The organism is Pseudomonas sp. Z4-20, assembly GCF_051131955.1.
Lineage (GTDB): Bacteria > Pseudomonadota > Gammaproteobacteria > Pseudomonadales > Pseudomonadaceae > Aquipseudomonas > Aquipseudomonas marvdashtae.
This window is the reverse complement of record NZ_CP071641.1, coordinates 3,912,031-3,933,118: the sequence shown is the minus strand read 5'-3', so window position 1 is coordinate 3,933,118 and position 21,088 is coordinate 3,912,031. Positions and strand designations below refer to the sequence as shown.

Below are 21,088 nucleotides of genomic sequence, written 5' to 3'. Positions count from 1 at the left end.
GCGACAAGCTATGCGTAGGGCTTGAGCTTGTCGCTTGAAGCTTGTAGCTTGCCGCTGCTTTCTATATCCGGTTCACCCTTTGCGAGGGTAGCCACCTGGAGAAATACCCATGACACCACCGATTGTCGTGGCGGCACTGTATAAGTTCGTCACCCTGGAAGATTACGTCGAGCTGCGCGAGCCCCTGCTCAAGGCGATGCTCGACAACGGCATCAAGGGCACCCTGCTGATTGCCGAAGAAGGCATCAACGGCACCGTTTCCGGCACCCGCGAGGGGATCGACGGCTTGATGGCCTGGCTCAAGAACGATCCGCGCATGGACGACATCGACCACAAAGAGTCGTATTGCGACGAACAGCCGTTCTACCGCACCAAGGTCAAGCTCAAGAAAGAAATCGTCACCCTCGGCGTGCAAGGCGTGGACCCGAACAAGCAGGTCGGCACCTATGTCGAGCCCCAGGACTGGAACGCGTTGATCAACGATCCGGAAGTCTTGCTGATCGACACGCGCAACGATTACGAAGTCGCGATCGGCACCTTTGAAGGTGCCGTCGATCCGAAGACCACCAGCTTCCGCGAATTCCCCGAGTACATCAAAGCCAACTTCGACCCCGCCAAGCACAAGAAAGTCGCCATGTTCTGCACCGGTGGCATTCGTTGCGAGAAGGCTTCGAGCTATATGCTTGGCCAAGGATTCGACGAGGTCTATCACCTCAAGGGCGGCATCCTGAAGTACCTCGAAGAGGTGCCCCAGGAAGAAACCAAATGGCGCGGTGACTGCTTTGTGTTCGACAACCGCGTGACCGTGCGCCATGACCTCAGCGAAGGCGACTACGATCAATGCCATGCCTGCCGTACCCCGGTGAGCGTGGAAGATCGCGCGTCGCAACACTATGTGCCGGGCATCAGCTGCCCGCATTGCTGGGATAAGCTGAGCGAGAAGACCCGTCGTAGCGCCATCGACCGGCAAAAGCAGATCGAATTGGCCAAGGCACGCAACATGCCCCATCCAATCGGCTACAACTACAAGCAATCATCTTCCGAGGCTTGAGCCATGGCGTCGCGCCTGCTGTATGTAATGGACCCGATGTGTTCCTGGTGCTGGGGCTTCGCGCCAGTGGCCGAGGCGTTGGCCGAGCAGGCCCAGGCCGCGGGCGTGGAGTTGCACTTGGTCGTGGGCGGCTTGCGCACCGGCAGCGGTTCGGCCCTGGAGCCGACGACCCGGCGCTATATTCTTGAACATTGGCAGGCGGTCACCGAGGCCACCGGCCAGCCGTTCAAGCTTGAAGGCGCGCTGCCGGACGGTTTCGTCTACGACACCGAACCCGCGTGTCGGGCGCTGGTGACAGCGCGCAGCCTGGCGCCGGACCTGGCCTGGAAGCTGCTGAAGCTGATCCAGCAGGCGTTTTATGTGCAAGGTCGCGACGTGACCCACGCCAGCGTCCTGGTGGAACTGGCCGAGCAGGCCGGGTTGCCGCGCATTGAGTTCGCCGCAGCATTCGACCGCGCCGAACAACATGCAGCCACGGCCGCCGATTTCACCTGGGTACAAGATTTGGGCATTGCCGGGTTTCCCACGCTGCTGGCCGAGCGCGACGGCCAGTTGGCCTTACTGACCAACGGCTACCAACCCCTGGAGCAATTGTCGCCGTTGCTCGGGCGCTGGCTGGAGCGCGCGGCCTGTGCCTGACCTGCCCGATGATGGCGCACCGGCTACGCGCCGCATCGATCGTTTAAGCTGGGCGGAAATTCGTCGCCTGGCCCTCACGCACAAGAAAGCCCTGTGGATCGCCAACGGCGTCGCCGTGCTGGCGACCTTATGCAGCGTACCGATCCCGCTGCTGTTACCGCTGCTGGTAGACGAAGTGCTGCTGGGCCACGGCGATGCGGCATTGAAAATCATGAACAATGCGCTGCCGACAGCCTGGCAAAGCGCGGCCGGTTACATCGGGCTGATGCTGCTGGTGACGTTGATGCTGCGGTGCGGTGCGTTGCTCTTCAACGTCTTGCAGGCGCGACTGTTCGCCAGCTTGGCCAAGGACATTGTCTATCGCATCCGTATCCGGCTGATCGAGCGCCTCAAGCGTATTTCCCTCGGTGAATATGAAAGCCTCGGCAGCGGTACGGTGACCACGCACTTGGTCACCGACCTGGACACCCTCGACAAGTTCGTCGGCGAAACCCTCAGTCGGTTCCTGGTCGCCATGCTGACCTTGGTGGGCACCGCCGGCATCCTGATGTGGATGCATTGGAAGCTGGCGCTGCTGATCCTGTTGTTCAATCCCTTGGTGATCTACGCCACGGTGCAGCTGGGCAAACGGGTCAAGCACCTGAAGAAACTGGAAAATGACAGCACCTCGCGCTTTACCCAGGCCCTGACCGAAACCCTGGACGCTATCCAGGAAGTGCGGGCCGGCAACCGCCAGGGGTTCTTCATCGGCCGACTGGGGATGCGTGCCCGGGAAGTGCGCGACTACGCGGTGAATTCGCAGTGGAAAACCGATGCCTCGAACCGTGCCAGCGGTTTGCTGTTTCAGTTTGGTATCGATATTTTCCGCGCCGCGGCCATGCTCACCGTGCTGTTTTCCGACCTGTCCGTCGGCCAGATGCTCGCGGTGTTCAGTTACCTGTGGTTCATGATCGGTCCGGTGGAGCAACTGCTGAACCTGCAATACGCCTACTACGCGGCATCAGGCGCCTTGAACCGCATCAATGAATTGCTGGCCCGGGCCGACGAGCCGCAGTACCGCGGCGGCGCCAACCCGTTCAAGGGGCGCGACACCGTCGGCATCGACATCCAAGGGCTCAGGTTCGGCTATGGCGAGGAGAGGGTGCTCGATCAACTGAACCTGTCCATTTCGCCGGGGGAGAAGGTCGCGATCGTTGGCGCCAGCGGCGGCGGCAAGAGTACCTTGGTGCAACTGTTGCTGGGCCTGTACACGCCGCAGGCCGGCAGCATCCGGTTCGGCGGCGCGACCCAGGAGGAAATCGGCCTGGAAACCATCCGGGAGAATGTCGCGGTGGTGCTGCAACATCCTGCGCTGTTCAACGACACGGTGCGCGCCAATCTGTCCATGGGCCGCGATTGCAGCGACGAGGCCTGTTGGCGGGCATTGGAAATTGCTCAGCTGCACAGCACGATTCGAGAGTTGCCTGGTGGCCTGGACAGCATCGTCGGACGTTCCGGTGTGCGTTTGTCGGGTGGCCAGCGTCAGCGTCTGGCAATCGCACGAATGGTGCTGGCCGAACCCAGAGTGGTGATCCTCGACGAGGCCACCTCCGCACTGGATGCGGCCACTGAATACAACCTCCACCAGGCCCTGGCGCGTTTTTTGATTGGTCGCACGACCCTGATCATCGCCCACCGGTTGTCGGCCGTGAAACAGGCCGACAGGGTGCTGGTATTCGACGGCGGGAAAATCGCCGAGGATGGCGACCATCAGCAGTTGATTGCCGATGGTGGTTTGTATGCCAGGCTTTATGGGCATTTGCAGCGGCACTGATTGCCTGGGATGTGAGTCGATTGAAGCGCGGGCTCAGCTCTCAAGGTTGGGGCGTTTGCCCCATGTAACGTTCAACGAATCTGCTCCACGCGAATGACCGAATTCCTTCATGACGATCGCACAGGAATCGCACGGAGGCAGCGTCGTGGCAATGGTCATTGAACGGATATCTGCGTTATTGGGATACTTTTCACGGATAAAACCGACCAGCTTGCTTTCGCTGTCAGCGGAGGTTACTTGATGTTGTATGTCCGAACGACTCGAATGCGGTATCGACAGCACCCTGTTATCTGGGCCAATTGAAAGGGAGGTGGGCACAACAGGGCCCGCAATCTCATCCATGTTAAAGTAGTTGGTTCCATTGACTTCTACTTGTCTGGGATTGGAATTGAACAAGGGTAAATGCCGAGTAAAATCGTTGACGCCGGAGACGCTGACATAGACTTCGGTTTTTCCTGAAGCAAGGACAAGGTGGGCGAATGCTATATTTTTTTTATACCTTGGAAGGATATTCTGAAGCGCTGTCATGGCCTCGTTTATAGGGAGGGATTCTTTTTTGAAGAGTGCGCCGAAAACGGAAGTGGTCATGTTCGTCGCCTGCCTTGGGGCGGACGTGGCGGGTTTCCATAAGGCGGTGCCGTTGGGCAGTTCGACGACCATCATTCTCGTGCGATGATCAAATAGAAGTGCTTCGGCAGGGGAGGTGTCGACTTTTATACATTTCATGTTTTTGGGCGGGGCTGGGGTGACGCCGATAGGGATCGAGACCTCGTCCATGTTTTTCAGCGCTTGTTCAACTTTTTCTATACCGTGTACCCGTGCCATGTTGTTTGCATTGAGTGAACCATCATAAATTCGTTTCAACTCCTCTCCGTACCCTTCGTTCAGCTCGGCCTTGTCCAGTTTTCGTAATTTAAGCGATTGCTTGATGTCGCTGCCAATGGGGATCTTAATTGAGTAATAAATATCAGTATTCACGCAGGTGAAAATGTACTGGGAGTTGTTATCTATTGAGGGGACGATGATTGCTCCAACGTGGTGTACATCATCAATGTGCTCTGCAGTTCCGGTGATTTTGATCCCACCATATATTCCAGTCTGGAATTCCATCGTCGCGCTCACGACGTTTCTGGGTACGGGAGCTTTGCTTTCAAGGCCAATGTGCCTTGGGCTTCCTTTGTAGGTGCTTAAATTGCCCTCTTTCAGTTCATAGATTTTTCCTTCGAAATTTACCAGTGCGCGCTGCTCAGTCGTCGGTATAGAGGGTTGAGCAACGACGTCGCCGAACCAAGGCGCCCAACCCTTTTGCGTGTTAAAAATACCTACGGGGCGCTCGGCAGGCTCGCCTTTCAGGACGTAGCTGACTTTGCAAGTCTCATCAGGGGAACGGCGAAGACGGCATGGCAGTTTCTTAAATTTTTTGGTGGCGTCCAAGGTGTCGACCCTGCGCAGGGCGCCGTCTTCCAATCGATAAGGAACGTCATCCAAATAGAAGGTGCGGCTACCGTCGACTTCCAGCACTTCTTTAACCTGGGTATTGCCAGGAATCTTGAAGAGGCTATCGGATTCGGTTTTGCCCAACAGGTCGTATCGGGAAGGGCCCAACGACAATCCGGAATGTTCAGTCGTCAGGGCAGGCCCGTAGGGTTTGGTGGACAAAGGGTCGACCAAGCGAAAGTCGGATTTGCCGTGGGAGGCGATATTACGCACCGGGGCATCTTCAATTTCATAGACCGTGGCCAGTCGATCTTTTGTCGACAGAGGACGCCATCGGCCCGGATCGGTCGCTTGAGGCACGCCTTTCAAAAGGTCGTATTGACCTGCTCGGCCGCTTAATGTCTTGAGGCTTAGATAACCTTTTTTGCTGAGTCTGAACAGGCTCAGGCCACCCGCCTTGAGCAGCGAAGGAATGCCATCAAGTGGATTCAAGGTGGAGTTGAAGAGCACGCCTACGTTTTTTGCAAGTAAAGGCAGTTTTTTAGTGAAGGTAAGTTTGCCCCCTACTCTGATTATCTTCATGGAACCGGACGCAAATTTCCCAAAGGGAAATACGAAGGCTGCGAGGTCAAGGGTTAAACCCAACAAACCCTCATTTATTTTCTTTCTTTGACCTGAGCTCAGGTTCTCTATGCTTTCCCAGAATGGAATGAATGACTTTATTACGCTTATTAGCTTGTCAAGATTCGCCTGTTGGCGGTCAAATTCGGTTTGGCCGTAACAGGCGCGGCGCAACTCCGCTTCGTCAATAAAAAGGAGCCGGTCGGCAATGTGATTGGCGATCGACTGGATGGACGATGATTCCAAAGTGGCAGGTGAAATGTCGGGGGGATCGCTATTCATTAATTTACCCAGCGTGCCGCCAATTTGATCCATGATAGCTTGGCATTGCATGTTTTTTTCGGGAACTGTTCCGTTGATGTGAGCGTTCCAATCAAAAGGCAAGTGTTTATTTTTATCTTGGAACGACCAAAAAATGCCGGGAGCTATTTGCTCGGCAGGGTTCATCTGTGGTCCGAACGTTGTCGTTGCGCCGATATGGTGCGGCGCGATATCCGGGCGGGGACGAATGACGCCCGCTCGCGGCACAAGTTCGTAGTAAGTTACCTTGCCATCGTAAGTGGCTTCTAAAATAAAACCGCAGCGGGCGCGCAGGGGTAGTGTTTCTTCTTCGACTCCTATGACGCCGCCCATATCACCGGTTGGTTGTCTGAGGCTGTAGAGCTTGATGGTGCCGTATTCCAATGCCCGCCGATCAATCAAAGGAAGCGAGGCGATTTGGTGAATGATCAATTGCTGGTAGGCGCTGCTAATGAGCTTGATATAATTTTTGAGCTGGGTGTCGAATAGGTTTTCTATGTTTGGCAGTGTCTTTCCTTTGAGCTGGCGACCGAAAAGATTGGTATCTACTATGCCCTCTTCGGATAGGGTCAACCACGCCGTCTGTGGCGGGTTGATGAACCACTTTGCCTTGCTCAACTCTCCAGATGCATACACATCAACAAGCGAATATTGGGAGTGGAATGACGGACCGGTTTTCCATGTACCACTCCCGGTGGAGAAAGCGGACGCCTCTCTCTCCATTTTCCATCCCGTCAAGAAACGGCTATGCCCAAATAGCTTTGTCAGCTCTAGTGTCGCGATCTTCAGTCTGTCGGGCGGCCTTTTGTCGAGATCGGTGACAGCACGACTTAAATGGGCGATGGCCTCATCGAGTTTTTGCATGGCCTTTTCGATGGTCTGCACCGAGTAGTCTGCATCGGTACGTTCAGGAACGAAGCCGTTGGTAACCGCCCAGTCCAGAGCGGGTTGGAGTCTTGTGATTGAAGCGAGTTTAAGATCTTCGGCGTTGCCTTCATCAATGTATTCGTTGGGCAGGTCCATCAGTTGCTGGACGCTCAGTCGCAGCAGCAGCGTTGGATCAATGGCATTGGCAAGCTGGACGCCATGGACAAAGTTGACCCAAACAGTCGAGCTCCGGTAGGGCAGTTCCGCGGGAATGTCGGGGATCTGCAATTCCAGGGGAAACGATGAGCGATACAAGCAGGCCAGCAAGACCGACTCATTCACCGATGAAGCGCGTTCCGAGGTACGTAGATATGACTCGAACGCCAGCCATATCGCTTCGTAGCTCTTGCCCCAATTGGAGGGCGCCTGCCATTGATAGCCGGCGATAGCACCCTCTGGCTCGTTTTTCCCGGCCAATAACCAAAGATCAATGGCTTTGACCAGCAATTTGATTCGTACGCTTGGAGCACTGTCTTCGCCGTGATGACCGCCGTACCATTCCAAGGCTCGCAACAGCGCCTCCGTCAACGCCTCAGCCTTTTCCGACAGCAGGATTTTTTCGAGATAAAACGATGGTTTTGCTCGTAACTCCTCGATCGTCAGGCTGGCTATGTCTATCGGGCTAAGGTGCGCCAGTAACGATGTACGAAGTTGCGGAAGGTGTTCACCCATCGTCTCCATAATCAGATCGTCTACGGACTTGTTCTTGACGGCGGAGCCGTGACCCAGTTCGTCGAGACGGATTGCGTTGCCCAGTCCCAATGAATGACGGGCGCGCTTTTCTTCCAGTGCCAAGATCGCGGCTTCGCGTTGTTTATCATCCAGCGGATCGGCGAGCGGGATCCCGTAAAACCAGGCCATTCTTGCGAACGTAACCTCGCCATTCTGACGAATCTGGCCGCCAAGTTTGCGAACGGCTTTTTCAATATTGGCAAGCCACCCGTCCCATACGGGATGCTTGCCAAGTGGTATTGGAAGGGTGACTTCGCTGTTACTCGAACGTGTTTCGCAGACGGCTTTTCCGTCTTTCAACGTGACGGTTAAATTGTACGGTGAGGCTCCTACTGTTTTGCACAATGCCCGGTAGTCTTCATGTTGCGCCAACGCCTGTAGCGAGCGCTGTCCGGTCTCGTCCTCCAAGTACATGGGAGAACAACGCGTTGGTTTAATCAATGTATTGGCAAGCTTCTCGTGGGATGTGCTTCGGATCAGCGAGAGCAAAGAATCGTAGTCGCCCAACAAACCTTGATATTTTTCGTCAGGGGACGGGACTGGGCTCAGTGATGTGGCCATTGGCGGGTCGAGAGTGAGCAGTGATGACATATCCATGGTTCTCGGTGGTTAATACGGGCCCCGCTAGCGCGATAATTCGCAATGTCAGGGGGAGTATCAGAGCACTCCGAAAAAGATCGTTGTGGTACATATGTATATCGCGACAAAACTATGGGCGCGCGCGTGTCCAAGGCGATGCTCATCCTTCTCCTGCGCCAGGCCCGTGGGGTTGCAGGGCGTCAAATAAATGTGCCGCCTCTTGCGAGGAACTGCTGCGCCTCCTAGTCTTGAGGGGATGACCGGCGTCAACGCCGATCGCTGCTACCTGTGCAAGGGACCTCATGAAGCAAAAGCGGACTCTCGGAACGCCACGGTTGTTGGGCATCGTCTGGCCCTTTATTGCTGTTGTGCTATTTCAAGCATTGCTTGGGGGGGTCAGCCTTTACGTATTGTCTGCAGTTCGCGGTTACGTGGCGGGGGAGAGCCTTTGGTCCAAGGGCCAGAAAGACGCCATCTATTATCTCAATCTCTACGCCGACAGCCGTGACGAGGCGATTTTTCGCAAGTATCAACAAGCCATCGCCGTACCCGAGGGCGGGCATGATTTGCGCGTGGCCCTGGACCGCGAGCCGCCGGATCTTGAGGCGGCACGGACCGGGATTCTTCAAGGTGGCAATCACCCGGACGACGTGTCCAGCCTGATCTGGCTGTACCTCAATTTTCGCCATTTCAGTTACCTGGAAGAAGCCATCGATCTCTGGACAGTCGGCGACGGCTACTTGACCGAACTGGATAATGTCGCCCGGCAGATGCACCGCAGCATCACGGCGGGAGAGGTCTCGGACGCTGATGTCCGCGGCTGGAAAGCGCAGATTTTCGCGATCAACGATTCCGTCACCCCGGCCGCCAAGGCGTTCAGCGATGCGTTGGGCGAAGGGTCGCGGTTCATCCTGCGCCTGCTGCTGGTGACCAACTTCGCCACGGCCCTGGGGCTGATCGTCCTGGCCCTGTTGCGCACGCACAAACTGTTGGCCCAGCGGCAGGTCTTCGCCAATGCGTTGCAATTGGAGAAGGAGCGGGCGCAAATCACCCTGCAATCGATCGGCGACGGCGTAATCACCACGGACGTTGACGGCGCCATCGCCTACATGAACCCCGCCGCCGAAGCGATGACCCATTGGAAAGCCGAGCATGCGGCGGGCCTACCCCTGGCGGCGCTGTTCAATCTGCTCGACGACAACGCCCAGACCGAGGGGCTGACGCTGATCGAACACATCCTCAGCGGGCGACTGGGCGGCGGCAGCGAACATTCCAAGTTGATCCAGAGGCTGGACGGCAGCACTGTTTCGGTCACGCTGGTGGGCGCGCCGATCCGCCATGCCGGCAAGGTCAGCGGCGCGGTGCTGGTGCTGCACGACATGACACAGGAGCGCCAGTACATCGCCAACCTGTCGTGGCAGGCTACTCACGATGCCTTGACCGGCCTGGCAAACCGCCGCGAATTCGAATATCGCCTCGAACAAGCCCTGCATAACCTGACGCGCCAAGTCGGGCGCCACGCCTTGATGTTCCTCGACCTGGACCAGTTCAAGTTGGTCAACGACACCTGTGGCCACGCGGCGGGTGATGAACTGTTGCGGCATATTTGTGCCTTGCTGCAATCGGGGCTGAGGGAAAACGACACGTTGGCCCGACTGGGTGGCGATGAGTTCGGCATCTTGCTGGAGAACTGCGCGCCGGAGGCTGCGGAGAAAATCGCCGAAGGCCTGCGCCAGACCGTGCAGAACCTGCATTTTGTCTGGAAAGGCCGGCCGTTCGTGACCACCGTCAGCATCGGCCTGGTGCACATCTCCCAGAGCCCGACGACGCTGGAGGCATCCCTGCGCGCTGCGGACATGGCGTGCTACATGGCCAAGGAGAAGGGCCGGAACCGGGTCCAGGTCTACCATGCCGACGATTCGGAACTGTCCCTGCGGTTCGGCGAAATGGCTTGGGTCCAACGCCTGCACATGGCGTTGGAAGAAAATCGTTTCTGTCTCTACGCCCAGGAAATTGCCGCGTTGGGCCCGGGTGACCATGGCGGCGGACACATCGAGATCCTGCTGCGCCTGCATGACGAGGCGGGCCGGATGATCCTGCCGGACAGTTTCATTCCAGCCGCGGAGCGTTATGGCCTGATGACGTCGCTGGACCGTTGGGTGGTGGAGAATGTCTTCAAGATCATTCGCCAATGCCTGAATGAATCGCGCCAGGGGCCGTTGGCCATGTGTGCGATTAATCTGTCAGGCACAACTATAGGAGATCAGGCGTTCCTGGACTTCCTGCGTAAACAGTTCGCGGCATACTCGATCCCCCCAGAAATGATTTGTTTTGAAATTACCGAGACCAGCGCAATTTCGAATTTGGGCAGCGCGATTCGATTTATCAATGAACTCAAAGGTTTGGGTTGTTATTTTTCGCTGGATGACTTTTGCGCCGGAATGTCTTCGTTCGCTTACCTGAAACATTTACCTGTAGACTTCTTGAAGATCGATGGGAGTTTCGTAAAGGATATGCTGGACGACCCGATTAACCGGGCAATGGTCGAAGTGATCAATCACATCGGCCACGTCATGGGTAAGCGTACGATCGCCGAGTTTGTAGAAACGGCACAGATCGAACAGGCGCTGTTGGAGATCGGTGTGGATTTCGCTCAGGGGTATGTCATCGAGCGTCCACAGTTGTTTACCTGTGACACCTTGCAATGCCGGCCGGCCAGGCCTCAACCGTTGTTATTCAAGGCCCCCGGCACGTTCCGCTGAAACTCTCGTTAGTCCGCAGAAAATCACAATCAAAAGGAGCCCGACAGTGATCGAGACATTCAACCGAACAGGCCCGCTCATGGACGCTGAAAGCTATCCAAAATGGGCACAACAGCTCATTGCCGATTGCAGCGAGAGCAAGCGCCGGGTTGTCGAACACGAACTGTATCAACGCATGCGCGATAACAAGCTCAGCGCCAAGACCATGCGCCACTATCTTATCGGTGGTTGGCCGGTCGTTGAACAGTTCGCCTTATACATGGCACAGAACCTCACCAAGACACGCTTCGCCCGCCATCCCGGCGAGGACATGGCGCGTCGCTGGCTGATGCGCAACATTCGTGTCGAACTCAATCACGCCGACTACTGGGTGAACTGGAGCGCCGCCCATGGCGTGACGCTCGAGGACCTGCAAGCACAGCAGGTGCCGCCCGAACTGCACGCACTGAGCCATTGGTGCTGGCACACCAGCTCGGCGGACGCGTTGATCGTGGCCATCGCCGCGACCAACTATGCCATCGAGGGCGCGACCGGGGAGTGGTCGGCGCTGGTGTGTTCCAACGGCGTCTATGCGTCGGCATTCGCCGAGGAAGACCGCAAGCGCGCCATGAAGTGGCTGAAGATGCACGCCCAATATGACGACGCTCATCCGTGGGAAGCGCTGGAAATCATCTGCACGCTGGCGGGCATGAACCCGAGCAAGGCGCTGCAAATGGAACTGCGCCAGGCTGTGTGCAAAAGCTACGACTACATGTACCTGTTCCTGGAACGCTGCATGCAGCTGGAGCAATCGGAAGCCGCCGGAAAACCTTCGGCCGCCCGTGAGCGTCTGGCATTAGCCGGAAGCTGATCCCCAATAGCGTCACCCCTGCGGAAGCGAGCAACCCGCTTGCGCAGGGGAAACGCGCTCCCATCAAACCAGCTCGGCTGTCAGCCCGCCATCGCCAGCCGGTTCCGCCCCTCACGCTTTGCCACATACAGCGCACTGTCAGCCCGACGCAACAGGCTTTCGGCTGACTCGGCCGGCAGCAACGTCGCGCATCCCAGGCTGACCGTCAATTCGATCCTCGTGCCAGCAGCAAAGTAATCCTGCGCCTGCGCCGCATAACGCAGCCGCTCACCGACCAAAGCCGCGGCATCCCGGCTGGTGTTGGACAGCAGGATCAAGAACTCTTCGCCACCAAACCTGAACACCATGTCCACGTTGCGCAATTGATGCTTGATCGAGTCGGCCACGGCCTTGAGCACTTCGTCGCCGACGCCATGCCCATGGCTGTCATTGATACGCTTGAAGTGGTCGATGTCCAGCATCAACAGCGACAGCGGTTGCATGTGACGCCTGGCCATGTCGATTTCGCGTTCCAGCGTCTGGTCCATGGCGATGCGGTTGCCGGTGCCGGTCAGCGGATCGCGCAGGGCACTTTGCGTGGCGGCGCGGTAAAGCAAGGCGTTGCGCAGCGGAAAGAACAGCGAGGACAGTATCGACTCGAGCTCGGTCTGTTCCGAGTCGGCGAAGCGTTGATTGCGGCGGAACACCAGTTCACCCAAGTGTTCGCCTTCATGGCTGAGGTTGTAAGTGAGCTGGTGATGGCCGCGCTGGCCAAACTCCAGGCGCAGGTCACTGGGCTTATGCTGATAGGTCAACGCGTCCAGAGGCACCAGTCGTTGAACTTCGCGAAAGAACAGGCCGAGGATCCTCTGCGGCTCCAGGCTGGTCTGCAACTGCTGGCTCAATTGCTGGCGCAATTGGGAAAGGCTGACGGGCCGCGCCATGAGCGGCGACGGCAGGGCCAAACCCAGGCGTTGCAACTTTGCGCTGTCGAAGTCGATCGCGTTGGTCTGTGTGGGCGTTTTCATATTGGCGTGAGCCCCTGAGCTGAATCGATCCTGGCCGGCGGGGTGAAGCGGCTCTAGGCTGCGCGTCGTACTGATCCATCAGTCCCGTTGGGCATCGCTCTGAGTTTAGTCCGCTTACTCGGCGGGCGTTTCCCATCGATGTCCACAACTCGCCGGACATGGCGTGTATGGAAGAGTTAGAGCGAAAGTCGTGCCATTCGGTTCATATTGAAAAAATCGGGCCACGAATCAATAAGTTGCGATCGGCAGGCGGGCTTCAGACGGGCGGAGGGCGGCGGGGGCTTGGCGTTTCGCCTGGGTGCCGCAGCGCAGAAGGGCGCGTCGCGACGGTAAATCGCCGCGACGCGGGGCAGGCGGTTATTGCGCGTTGAAAGCCTGGCCATTGACGCCGAGGCTGTCTGGGCCCATCAGGTACAGGTACACCGGCATGATGTCCTCAGGCGTCGGGTTGTTGAGTGGATTCTCCCCCGGATAGGCCTGGGCGCGCATGCTGGTGCGGGTAGCGCCGGGGTTGATGCTGTTGGAGCGCACCGGCGCGACCGTGTCGACTTCGTCGGCCAGGGTTTGCATCAGCCCCTCGGTGGCGAACTTGGACACGCCATAAGCGCCCCAGTAAGCCCGGCCCTTGCGCCCAACGCTGCTGGAGGTGAACACCACGGACGCATCCTTGGACAGCTTGAGCAATGGCAACAAGGTACTGGTGAGCATGAACATGGCGTTCACGTTGACTTGCATCACCCGCATGAAATTCTCACCGGACAATTGCTCCAGCGGCGTGCGCGGGCCGATGATCGAGGCGTTGTGCAGCAGGCCGTCGAGGTGTCCGAATTCGGTCTCGATCATCGCGGCCAGTTCATCGTACTGATGGGGCAGGGCAGTTTCGAGATTGAAGGGGATCACCGCCGGCTGCGGATGACCGGCCGCCTCGATTTCATCGTAGACCTGGGTCAGGTTGGCCTCGGTCTTACCCAGCAACAGCACGGTAGCGCCGTGGGCTGCGTAAGCCTTGGCGGCAGCTGCCCCGATACCGCGACCGGCGCCGGTGACCAGGATGATCCGGCCTTCGAGCAGGTCGGGACGGGCGGAGTAGTCAAACATAAAAAACCTCAACAAATGAAAGCCGCACGTGAATCAGGTCAGCAACTGCACAACGCGTTATCCAGCACTTCGCGCAGCGCCAAAGGATGGTCGATCACCACATCCGCGCCCCAGTGCTCGGGGTTATCGTCCGGGTGGATGTAACCGTAGGTCACCGCACAGGTCTTGGTGCCGGCGCTGCGACCGGACTCGATGTCGCGCAGGTCATCACCGACGAACAGCACGCTGGCCGGGTCCAGGTCGAGCAGTTTGCACGCAAGGATCAGCGGCTCGGGATCTGGCTTGCTGTTTTTCACATGGTCGGGACAGACCAGCACTTTCGAGCGCTCGGCCAAGCCCAGTTGCTGCATGATCGGTTCGGCGAAACGCACCGGCTTGTTGGTGACCACGCCCCAGATCAGGTTGGCCGCCTCGATATCGGCGAGCACTTGCGCCATGCCGTCGAACAGGTGGCTGTGAACCGCGCAACCCTTGAGGTAACGGTCGAGGAATTCCTGGCGCAGCGCCTCGAACCCCGGGGACTCCGGGTCCATGGAGAAGGTCACCGCGACCATCGCCCGGGCCCCGCCGGAGATCTCGTCGCGGATGTGCTGCGTGTTCATGGGGGGAAGGCCACGGTCGGCGCGCATGGCCTGGCAGATGGCGATGAAATCTGGCGCGGTGTCGAGCAGCGTGCCGTCCATGTCGAAGAGAACCGCTTTGAGACGCATCGAGTCATTCCTCGCGCAGGGTCTGGATCATGTAGTTGACGTCAACGTCGGCGGCCAGCTTGTAGTGCTTGGTCAGCGGGTTGTAGGTCAGGCCGATGATGTCCTTGACGGTCAGCCCGGCCATGCGGCTCCAGGCGCCCAGTTCGGAAGGACGGATGAATTTCTTGAAGTCATGGGTGCCGCGCGGCAGCAGCTTCATGATGTATTCGGCGCCGATGATTGCGAACAGGTACGCTTTCGGGTTGCGGTTGATGGTGGAAAAAAACACCTGGCCACCGGGCTTGACCATCTGGAAGCAGGCGCGGATCACCGAGGAGGGGTCCGGCACGTGTTCGAGCATCTCCAGGCACGTGACCACGTCGAATTGCCCGGGCATTTCTTCGGCGAGGGCTTCGGCGGTGGTCTGCCGGTATTCGACGCTGACGCCGGATTCCAATTGATGCAGTTGCGCAACCGCCAGCGGCGCCTCGCCCATGTCGATGCCCATCACGGTAGCGCCGCGCAAGGCCATGGCTTCGCTGAGGATCCCGCCACCACAGCCGACGTCGAGGACTTTCTTGCCGGCCAGGCTGACCCGTTCGTCAATCCAGTTGACCCGCAGCGGGTTGATGTCGTGCAGCGGTTTGAATTCGCTCTCGCGGTCCCACCAGCGATGGGCCAGGGCTTCGAACTTGGCAATTTCAGCGTGGTCGACGTTGCTCATGTGCAGATCCTCGAAAAACTTGAAAAATCGGGTACCCGAGCCGTGGCTCAAGGGTGTGTCATTCGTTCTGGCCGCTGACGCGGCGTCCCCAGGCCTGGGCCGTGGCGATCAGTTGCGACTCGTCCATGCGCGTCAGGCGGCCATCCTCCAGCAGCGGCTTGCCGGCCACCCACAGGTGTTTCACGCAATGGCGGCCCGTGGCATAGATCAACTGCGAAACCGGGTCGTAGATCGGTTGCTGGGCCAGGCCGGACAGGTCGAAGGCCACCAGGTCGGCGGCCTTGCCGACTTCCAGCGAACCGACCGTCGCTTCGATGCCCAGCGCCCGGGCGCCATTGAGCGTGGCCATGCGCAGCGCCCGATGGGCGTCCAGGGCCGTGGCCGAACCGGCGACCGCTTTCGCCAACAGGGCGGCGGTGCGGGTTTCGCCGAGCAGGTCCAGGTCATTGTTGCTTGCCGCGCCGTCGGTGCCGACCGCCACGTTGACGCCGGCCTGCCACAGGCGTTCCACCGGGCAGAAACCGCTGGCCAGCTTCAGATTCGATTCCGGACAATGGATCACGCTGCAGTTGTTTTCTACCAGCAGCGCCTGGTCCTCGTCGCTGACCTGGGTCATGTGCACAGCCTGGAAGCGCGGTCCCAGCAGGCCCAGTCGCGCCAACCGGGCCATCGGCCGCTCGCCGGTGTTATCCACAGCCTGCTGCACTTCGAAGGCGGTTTCGTGAACGTGCATGTGAATGGCCGCATCCAACTCCTCGGCGATCACGCGAATCTTCTCCAGGTTCTCGTCGCCCACGGTGTACGGGGCGTGAGGACCGAATGCGACTTTGATCCGCGGATGATGCTTGAGGTCGCCAAATAACTCGATGCCCTGACGAATGGCTTCGTCGGCGCTGGCGGCGCCCGGAATCGGGAAATCGAGGATCGGGATGGCGATTTGTGCGCGAATGCCGCTGTTGTGCACGCGCTCGCTGGCAACCTTGGGATAGAAGTACATGTCGGAGAAACAGGTGATGCCGCCCTGGATCTGCTCGGCGATCGCCAGGTCGGTGCCGTCGCGGACGAAGTCCTCGTCGACCCATTTACCCTCGGCGGGCCAGATATGCTGTTCCAGCCAGGTCATCAGCGGCAGGTCGTCGGCCAGGCCACGGAACAACGTCATCGCCGCGTGACCGTGGGCATTGACCAAGCCCGGGCTGAGCAGCATGCCGGGCAGTTCGCGAACCTCCTTGGCAGCGCATTGCATGGCTTCGGCCCGTGGGCCGATGAACACGATGCATCCGTCGCGAATGCCCAGGCCATGATCCTTGAGCACCACACCGGCGGGTTCGACAGGCACCAACCAGGTCGGCAGCAATAATAAGTCGAGCGCAACGGCAGGCTTGGGCATCGTGGAACGGTTCCATGGGTTATAAAGGATGGCGAAGTATACCCGAGCGTCTTCGCGGAGGGATCGCTATAATCGGCGGCTTTTGTTCATGAGTGCGGGGTGAAGGATGCGCGATCGACTGTTGGCTGCGGAGAAGGTGAAGGCCATCGATTGGCGTGATGGCGCTCTTTATCTGCTGGATCAGCGTGTTTTGCCGTTCGAGGAAAACTGGATCGCCTACACCAGTGCGACCGGCGTGGCCGAGGCCATTCGTTCGATGGTGGTGCGCGGCGCGCCGGCCATCGGCATCAGCGCCGCCTATGGCGTGGTGCTGGCGGCGCGGGCGCGAGTGGCCGAGGGTGGCGACTGGCAGGCGGCGCTGGAGAGCGATTTTGCCTTGCTGGCCGACTCGCGGCCGACGGCGGTGAACCTGTTCTGGGCGCTGGACCGGATGCGCGATCGCTTGGCGCGTCTCAAAGAGCACGCCGAACCGCTGGCAGCCCTTGAAGCCGAAGCCATCGCGATCCACGAAAGCGACCGCGAGGCCAATCTGACGATGGCGCAGCTGGGCGTCGACCTGATCCGCAAGCACCAGGGCAACGCCCAGGCCATCCTGACCCATTGCAACACCGGCGCCCTGGCGACCGGCGGCTTTGGTACCGCCCTCGGGGTGATTCGCGGGGCGTTCCTCGAAGGCATGGTCGAGCGTGTCTACGCCGACGAAACCCGCCCGTGGCTGCAAGGCTCGCGCCTTACGGCGTGGGAGCTGGCCAACGAAGGCATTCCGGTGACGCTCAATGCCGACTCCGCCGCCGCCCACATCATGAAAACCAAGGGTGTGACCTGGGTCATCGTCGGTGCCGACCGCATCACCGCCAATGGCGACGTGGCAAACAAGATCGGCACCTACCAGTTGGCGGTCTGCGCCATGCACCACGGCGTGCGCTTCATGGTGGTGGCGCCGAGCTCGACCATCGACATGAGCCTGGCCAGCGGTGACGATATCCCCATCGAAGAGCGTGACGGCCGCGAGCTGCTGGAAGTCGGCGGCAAGCGAGTCGGGGCGGATGCCGACGCCTTCAATCCGGTGTTCGACGTGACCCCGGCGGACCTGATCGATGCGATCGTGACGGAGAAGGGTATCGTCGAGCGGCCGGACACCGCGAAAATGGCACAACTCATGTGTCGCAAGCGCTTGCATTGAGGCATTTGCGTTACCCGCCGCAGCATCGTCGCGAACAGGCTCGCGAGGGTGCTCGCAAAGGCCGCAAATGAGCTGAAATCGAGCCACGAAACTGCATTCGCAGCGCTTCTAAGCCTCTCTCGTCCAATATCAGCCTGTCATCGGTCAACTAACTACGCACCATGCGCATCTGGGGGATAGGTGCGTGGCGGCTCTTGTGATAACATCCGGCGGTTTCCAGGGCTGCCTCGCGAGGTGGCCTTTACTGCGCAGATCCATGGCATAACTCGTTGATTTGTCGTAAGTCGCTGCACGGCACTTGTCCTGCAGCGGCGAGCTTCGTTCGTCCCATCTGGACGTGACGAGGTTTCACCAGAAAAAGGAATCAGGCTTCTCATGGGCGAACTGGCCAAAGAAATCCTCCCGGTCAATATCGAAGACGAGCTGAAACAGTCCTACCTCGACTACGCAATGAGCGTAATCGTCGGGCGGGCGCTGCCGGATGCGCGCGATGGCTTGAAGCCCGTGCACCGGCGCGTGCTGTTCGCGATGAGCGAGCTGGGCAACGACTTCAACAAGCCGTACAAGAAATCCGCCCGTGTCGTCGGCGACGTGATCGGTAAGTATCACCCCCACGGCGACACTGCCGTGTACGACACCATCGTCCGGATGGCGCAGCCGTTCTCCCTGCGCTACCTGCTGGTCGACGGCCAGGGCAACTTCGGTTCGGTGGACGGCGACAACGCCGCGGCCATGCGATACACCGAAGTGCGCATGACCAAGCTGGCCCACGAGCTGCTGGCCGACCTGCACAAGGAAACCGTGGACTGGGTGCCGAACTACGACGGCACCGAGATGATCCCGGCGGTCATGCCGACGCGTATCCCGAACCTGCTCGTCAACGGCTCCAGCGGTATCGCCGTGGGCATGGCGACCAACATCCCGCCGCACAACCTCGGTGAAGTCATCGACGGTTGCCTGGCCCTCATCGATAATCCCGAGCTGTCCATCGATGAGCTGATGCAATACATCCCCGGCCCCGATTTCCCGACGGCCGCGATCATCAACGGTCGCGCCGGCATCATCGAGGCCTATCGCACCGGTCGCGGTCGCATCTACATGCGTGCCCGCTCGACCATCGAAGACATCGACAAGGTCGGTGGCCGCCAGCAGATCGTTATCACCGAACTGCCGTACCAGCTGAACAAGGCCCGCCTGATCGAGAAGATCGCCGAGCTGGTGAAAGAGAAGAAGCTTGAAGGCATCACCGAGCTGCGTGACGAGTCCGACAAGGACGGCATGCGCGTCGTGATCGAGCTGCGTCGTGGCGAAGTGCCGGAAGTGATCCTCAACAACCTCTACGCCCAGACCCAGTTGCAAGCGGTGTTTGGTATCAACATCGTCGCGCTGATCGACGGTCGTCCGCGGATCCTGAACCTCAAGGACCTGCTGGAGGCCTTCGTGCGTCACCGTCGCGAAGTGGTGACCCGTCGCACGGTGTTCGAGCTGCGCAAGGCCCGCGAGCGAGGCCACATTCTCGAAGGCCAGGCCGTTGCCCTGTCGAACATCGACCCGGTGATCGCCCTGATCAAGGCCTCGCCAACGCCGTCGGAAGCCAAGGAAGCGCTGATCAGCACGCCTTGGGAATCCTCGGCAGTGGTGGCGATGGTCGAACGTGCCGGCGCCGATTCGTGCCGGCCCGAGAACCTCGATCCGCAATACGGCCTGCGCGAAGGCAAGTACTTCCTGTCGCCGGAACAGGCGCAAGCCATTCTTGAACTGCGCCTGCACCGTTTGACCGGCCTGGAGCACGAGAAGCTGCTGGCCGAGTACCAGGAGATCCTCAACCAGATCGGCGAGCTGATCCGCATCCTCAACAGCGCCACGCGCCTGATGGAAGTGATCCGCGAAGAGTTGGAAGTGATCCGCGCCGAATACGGCGATGTGCGCCGCACCGAGATTCTCGATGCGCGCCTGGACCTGACCCTCGGCGACATGATCCCGGAAGAAGAGCGCGTGGTGACCATTTCCCACGGCGGCTACGCCAAGACCCAGCCGCTGGCGGCCTACCAGGCCCAGCGCCGCGGTGGCAAAGGCAAGTCGGCGACCGGCGTCAAGGACGAGGACTACATCGCCCACCTGCTGGTCGCCAACAGCCACACCACGCTGTTGCTGTTCTCCAGCAAGGGCAAGGTGTACTGGCTGAAGACCTACGAGATCCCGGAAGCGTCCCGCGCCGCCCGTGGTCGTCCGTTGGTCAACCTGCTGCCGCTGGACAGTGACGAATACATCACCACCATGCTGCCGGTGGAGGAATACACCGAGGGTCACTTCATCTTCATGGCCACCGCCAAGGGCACCGTGAAGAAGACCCCGCTGGAATCCTTCAGCCGCCAGCGCAGTGTTGGCCTGATCGCCCTGGAACTGGACGAAGGCGACGTGCTGATTTCCGCTGCCATCACCGATGGCGAACGCGAAGTCATGCTGTTCTCCGACGGCGGCAAGGTCACGCGCTTCAAGGAGTCCGACGTTCGTGCCATGGGCCGTACCGCTCGTGGTGTGCGTGGCATGCGCCTGCCGGAAGGGCAGAAGCTAATTTCCATGCTGATCCCGGAAGAAGGCAGCCAGATCCTCACCGCTTCGGCGCGTGGTTATGGCAAACGCACGGCCATCAGCGAGTTCCCTGAGTACAAGCGTGGCGGCCAAGGCGTGATTGCAATGGTCAGCAACGACCGTAACGGCCGCTTGGTCGGTGCTGTCCAGGTGCTTGATGGCGAGGAAATCATGCTGATTTCCGACCAGGGCACCCTGGTGCGTACGCGTGTGGCCGAAGTGTCGAGCCTGGGGCGTAACACCCAGGGCGTGACGCTGATCAAACTCGCCAGCGACGAAACGCTGGTCGGGCTTGAGCGGGTCCAGGAGCCGTCGGAAGTCGAAGGCGAAGCGCTTGAAGGCGAGGAAGGCGAAGAAGGCGTGGCGTTCGACGGCACCCTCGGCGCCGATGTCGACGACACGGTTGGCGACCAACCGCTCGATGCCGCCGCAGACGAAGAAGAACCGCAGGACTAAGCGGACACACAGGGGGCGGATGAAGATTCGCCCCCTTGTTGTTTGTCCCGTTTGAAAATTTGCGACACTGCACATCTCCTGAGGGGTAATGCTGCTCTCTTAAGGTTTGTTTGATTCATTGTGGCGAGGGAGCTTGCTCCCGCTGGGCTGCGCAGCGGCCCCTGTTTTTTGTGAGCGCTTCGCACTGGAGCGCCAGCCCGGTCAAGCGGGAGCAAGCTCCCTCGCCACGGATTCATCC

Annotated in this window: 13 protein-coding genes; 7 read left to right on the top strand and 6 right to left on the bottom strand. The window is 59.3% G+C overall.

All coding sequences use genetic code 11. The features are described from left to right. The first annotated feature begins 109 nt into the window (after nt 1–109). From J3P82_RS17745 to J3P82_RS17735, 3 genes are read left to right on the top strand one after another with little or no spacing between them, the layout of a single operon-like run. Nucleotides 110–1,051 carry a rhodanese-related sulfurtransferase gene (locus J3P82_RS17745; protein WP_434557989.1) on the top strand — a complete coding sequence of 314 codons (942 nt, stop codon included), beginning with the start codon at nt 110–112 and terminating at the stop codon, nt 1,049–1,051. Nucleotides 1,052–1,087: 36 nt separating this feature from the next. Continuing rightward, nucleotides 1,088–1,690: a DsbA family protein gene (locus tag J3P82_RS17740; RefSeq protein WP_434563881.1), complete on the top strand. Its 603-nt coding sequence runs from the start codon at nt 1,088–1,090 to the stop codon at nt 1,688–1,690. After that, nucleotides 1,683–3,503: an ABC transporter ATP-binding protein gene (locus J3P82_RS17735; RefSeq protein WP_434557988.1), complete on the top strand. Its 1,821-nt coding sequence runs from the start codon at nt 1,683–1,685 to the stop codon at nt 3,501–3,503. Before J3P82_RS17740 ends, J3P82_RS17735 begins: the two co-directional genes overlap by 8 nt. A 33-nt stretch (nt 3,504–3,536) precedes the next feature. Here J3P82_RS17735 and J3P82_RS17730 read toward each other — a convergent pair whose 3' ends face one another. Beyond that, nucleotides 3,537–8,111 carry a deaminase domain-containing protein gene (locus J3P82_RS17730; protein WP_434557987.1) on the bottom strand — a complete coding sequence of 1,525 codons (4,575 nt, stop codon included), beginning with the start codon at nt 8,109–8,111 and terminating at the stop codon, nt 3,537–3,539. 290 nt (nt 8,112–8,401) lie between these two features. Between J3P82_RS17730 and J3P82_RS17725 the strand changes: the two genes are divergently transcribed. After that, nucleotides 8,402–10,861, top strand: a complete 2,460-nt coding sequence (locus J3P82_RS17725; protein ID WP_434557986.1) for an EAL domain-containing protein — start codon at nt 8,402–8,404, stop codon at nt 10,859–10,861. A gap of 46 nt (nt 10,862–10,907) precedes the next feature. Next, on the top strand, nt 10,908–11,711 hold the full coding sequence (locus J3P82_RS17720) for a TenA family transcriptional regulator (RefSeq protein WP_434557985.1): 804 nt from the start codon (nt 10,908–10,910) through the stop codon (nt 11,709–11,711). Between the two features lie 80 nt (nt 11,712–11,791). Here J3P82_RS17720 and J3P82_RS17715 read toward each other — a convergent pair whose 3' ends face one another. The 5 genes from J3P82_RS17715 to J3P82_RS17695 form a co-directional block, all read right to left on the bottom strand. Then, the gene (locus tag J3P82_RS17715) at nt 11,792–12,718 is read right to left on the bottom strand and encodes a GGDEF domain-containing protein (protein ID WP_434557984.1); all 927 of its coding nucleotides are present in this window, start codon (nt 12,716–12,718) and stop codon (nt 11,792–11,794) included. 357 nt (nt 12,719–13,075) lie between these two features. Then, a complete protein-coding gene (locus J3P82_RS17710; protein ID WP_186643084.1) occupies nt 13,076–13,816 on the bottom strand; it encodes a YciK family oxidoreductase in 741 nt (246 codons plus the stop codon). Nucleotides 13,817–13,854: 38 nt separating this feature from the next. Continuing rightward, a complete protein-coding gene (gene mupP, locus J3P82_RS17705) occupies nt 13,855–14,526 on the bottom strand; it encodes an N-acetylmuramic acid 6-phosphate phosphatase MupP (protein WP_434557983.1) in 672 nt (223 codons plus the stop codon). A gap of 4 nt (nt 14,527–14,530) precedes the next feature. Continuing rightward, nucleotides 14,531–15,229: a bifunctional 2-polyprenyl-6-hydroxyphenol methylase/3-demethylubiquinol 3-O-methyltransferase UbiG gene (gene ubiG / locus J3P82_RS17700; protein WP_186610487.1), complete on the bottom strand. Its 699-nt coding sequence runs from the start codon at nt 15,227–15,229 to the stop codon at nt 14,531–14,533. 58 nt (nt 15,230–15,287) lie between these two features. Then, on the bottom strand, nt 15,288–16,619 hold the full coding sequence (locus J3P82_RS17695) for a TRZ/ATZ family hydrolase (protein ID WP_434557982.1): 1,332 nt from the start codon (nt 16,617–16,619) through the stop codon (nt 15,288–15,290). 106 nt (nt 16,620–16,725) lie between these two features. Between J3P82_RS17695 and mtnA the strand changes: the two genes are divergently transcribed. Continuing rightward, nucleotides 16,726–17,802 carry an S-methyl-5-thioribose-1-phosphate isomerase gene (gene mtnA, locus J3P82_RS17690; RefSeq protein WP_434557981.1) on the top strand — a complete coding sequence of 359 codons (1,077 nt, stop codon included), beginning with the start codon at nt 16,726–16,728 and terminating at the stop codon, nt 17,800–17,802. Nucleotides 17,803–18,177: 375 nt separating this feature from the next. Continuing rightward, entirely contained in the window at nt 18,178–20,850 is a 2,673-nt protein-coding gene (gene gyrA, locus J3P82_RS17685; RefSeq protein WP_434557980.1) for a DNA gyrase subunit A, read from the top strand. The last annotated feature ends 238 nt before the right edge of the window (nt 20,851–21,088 follow it).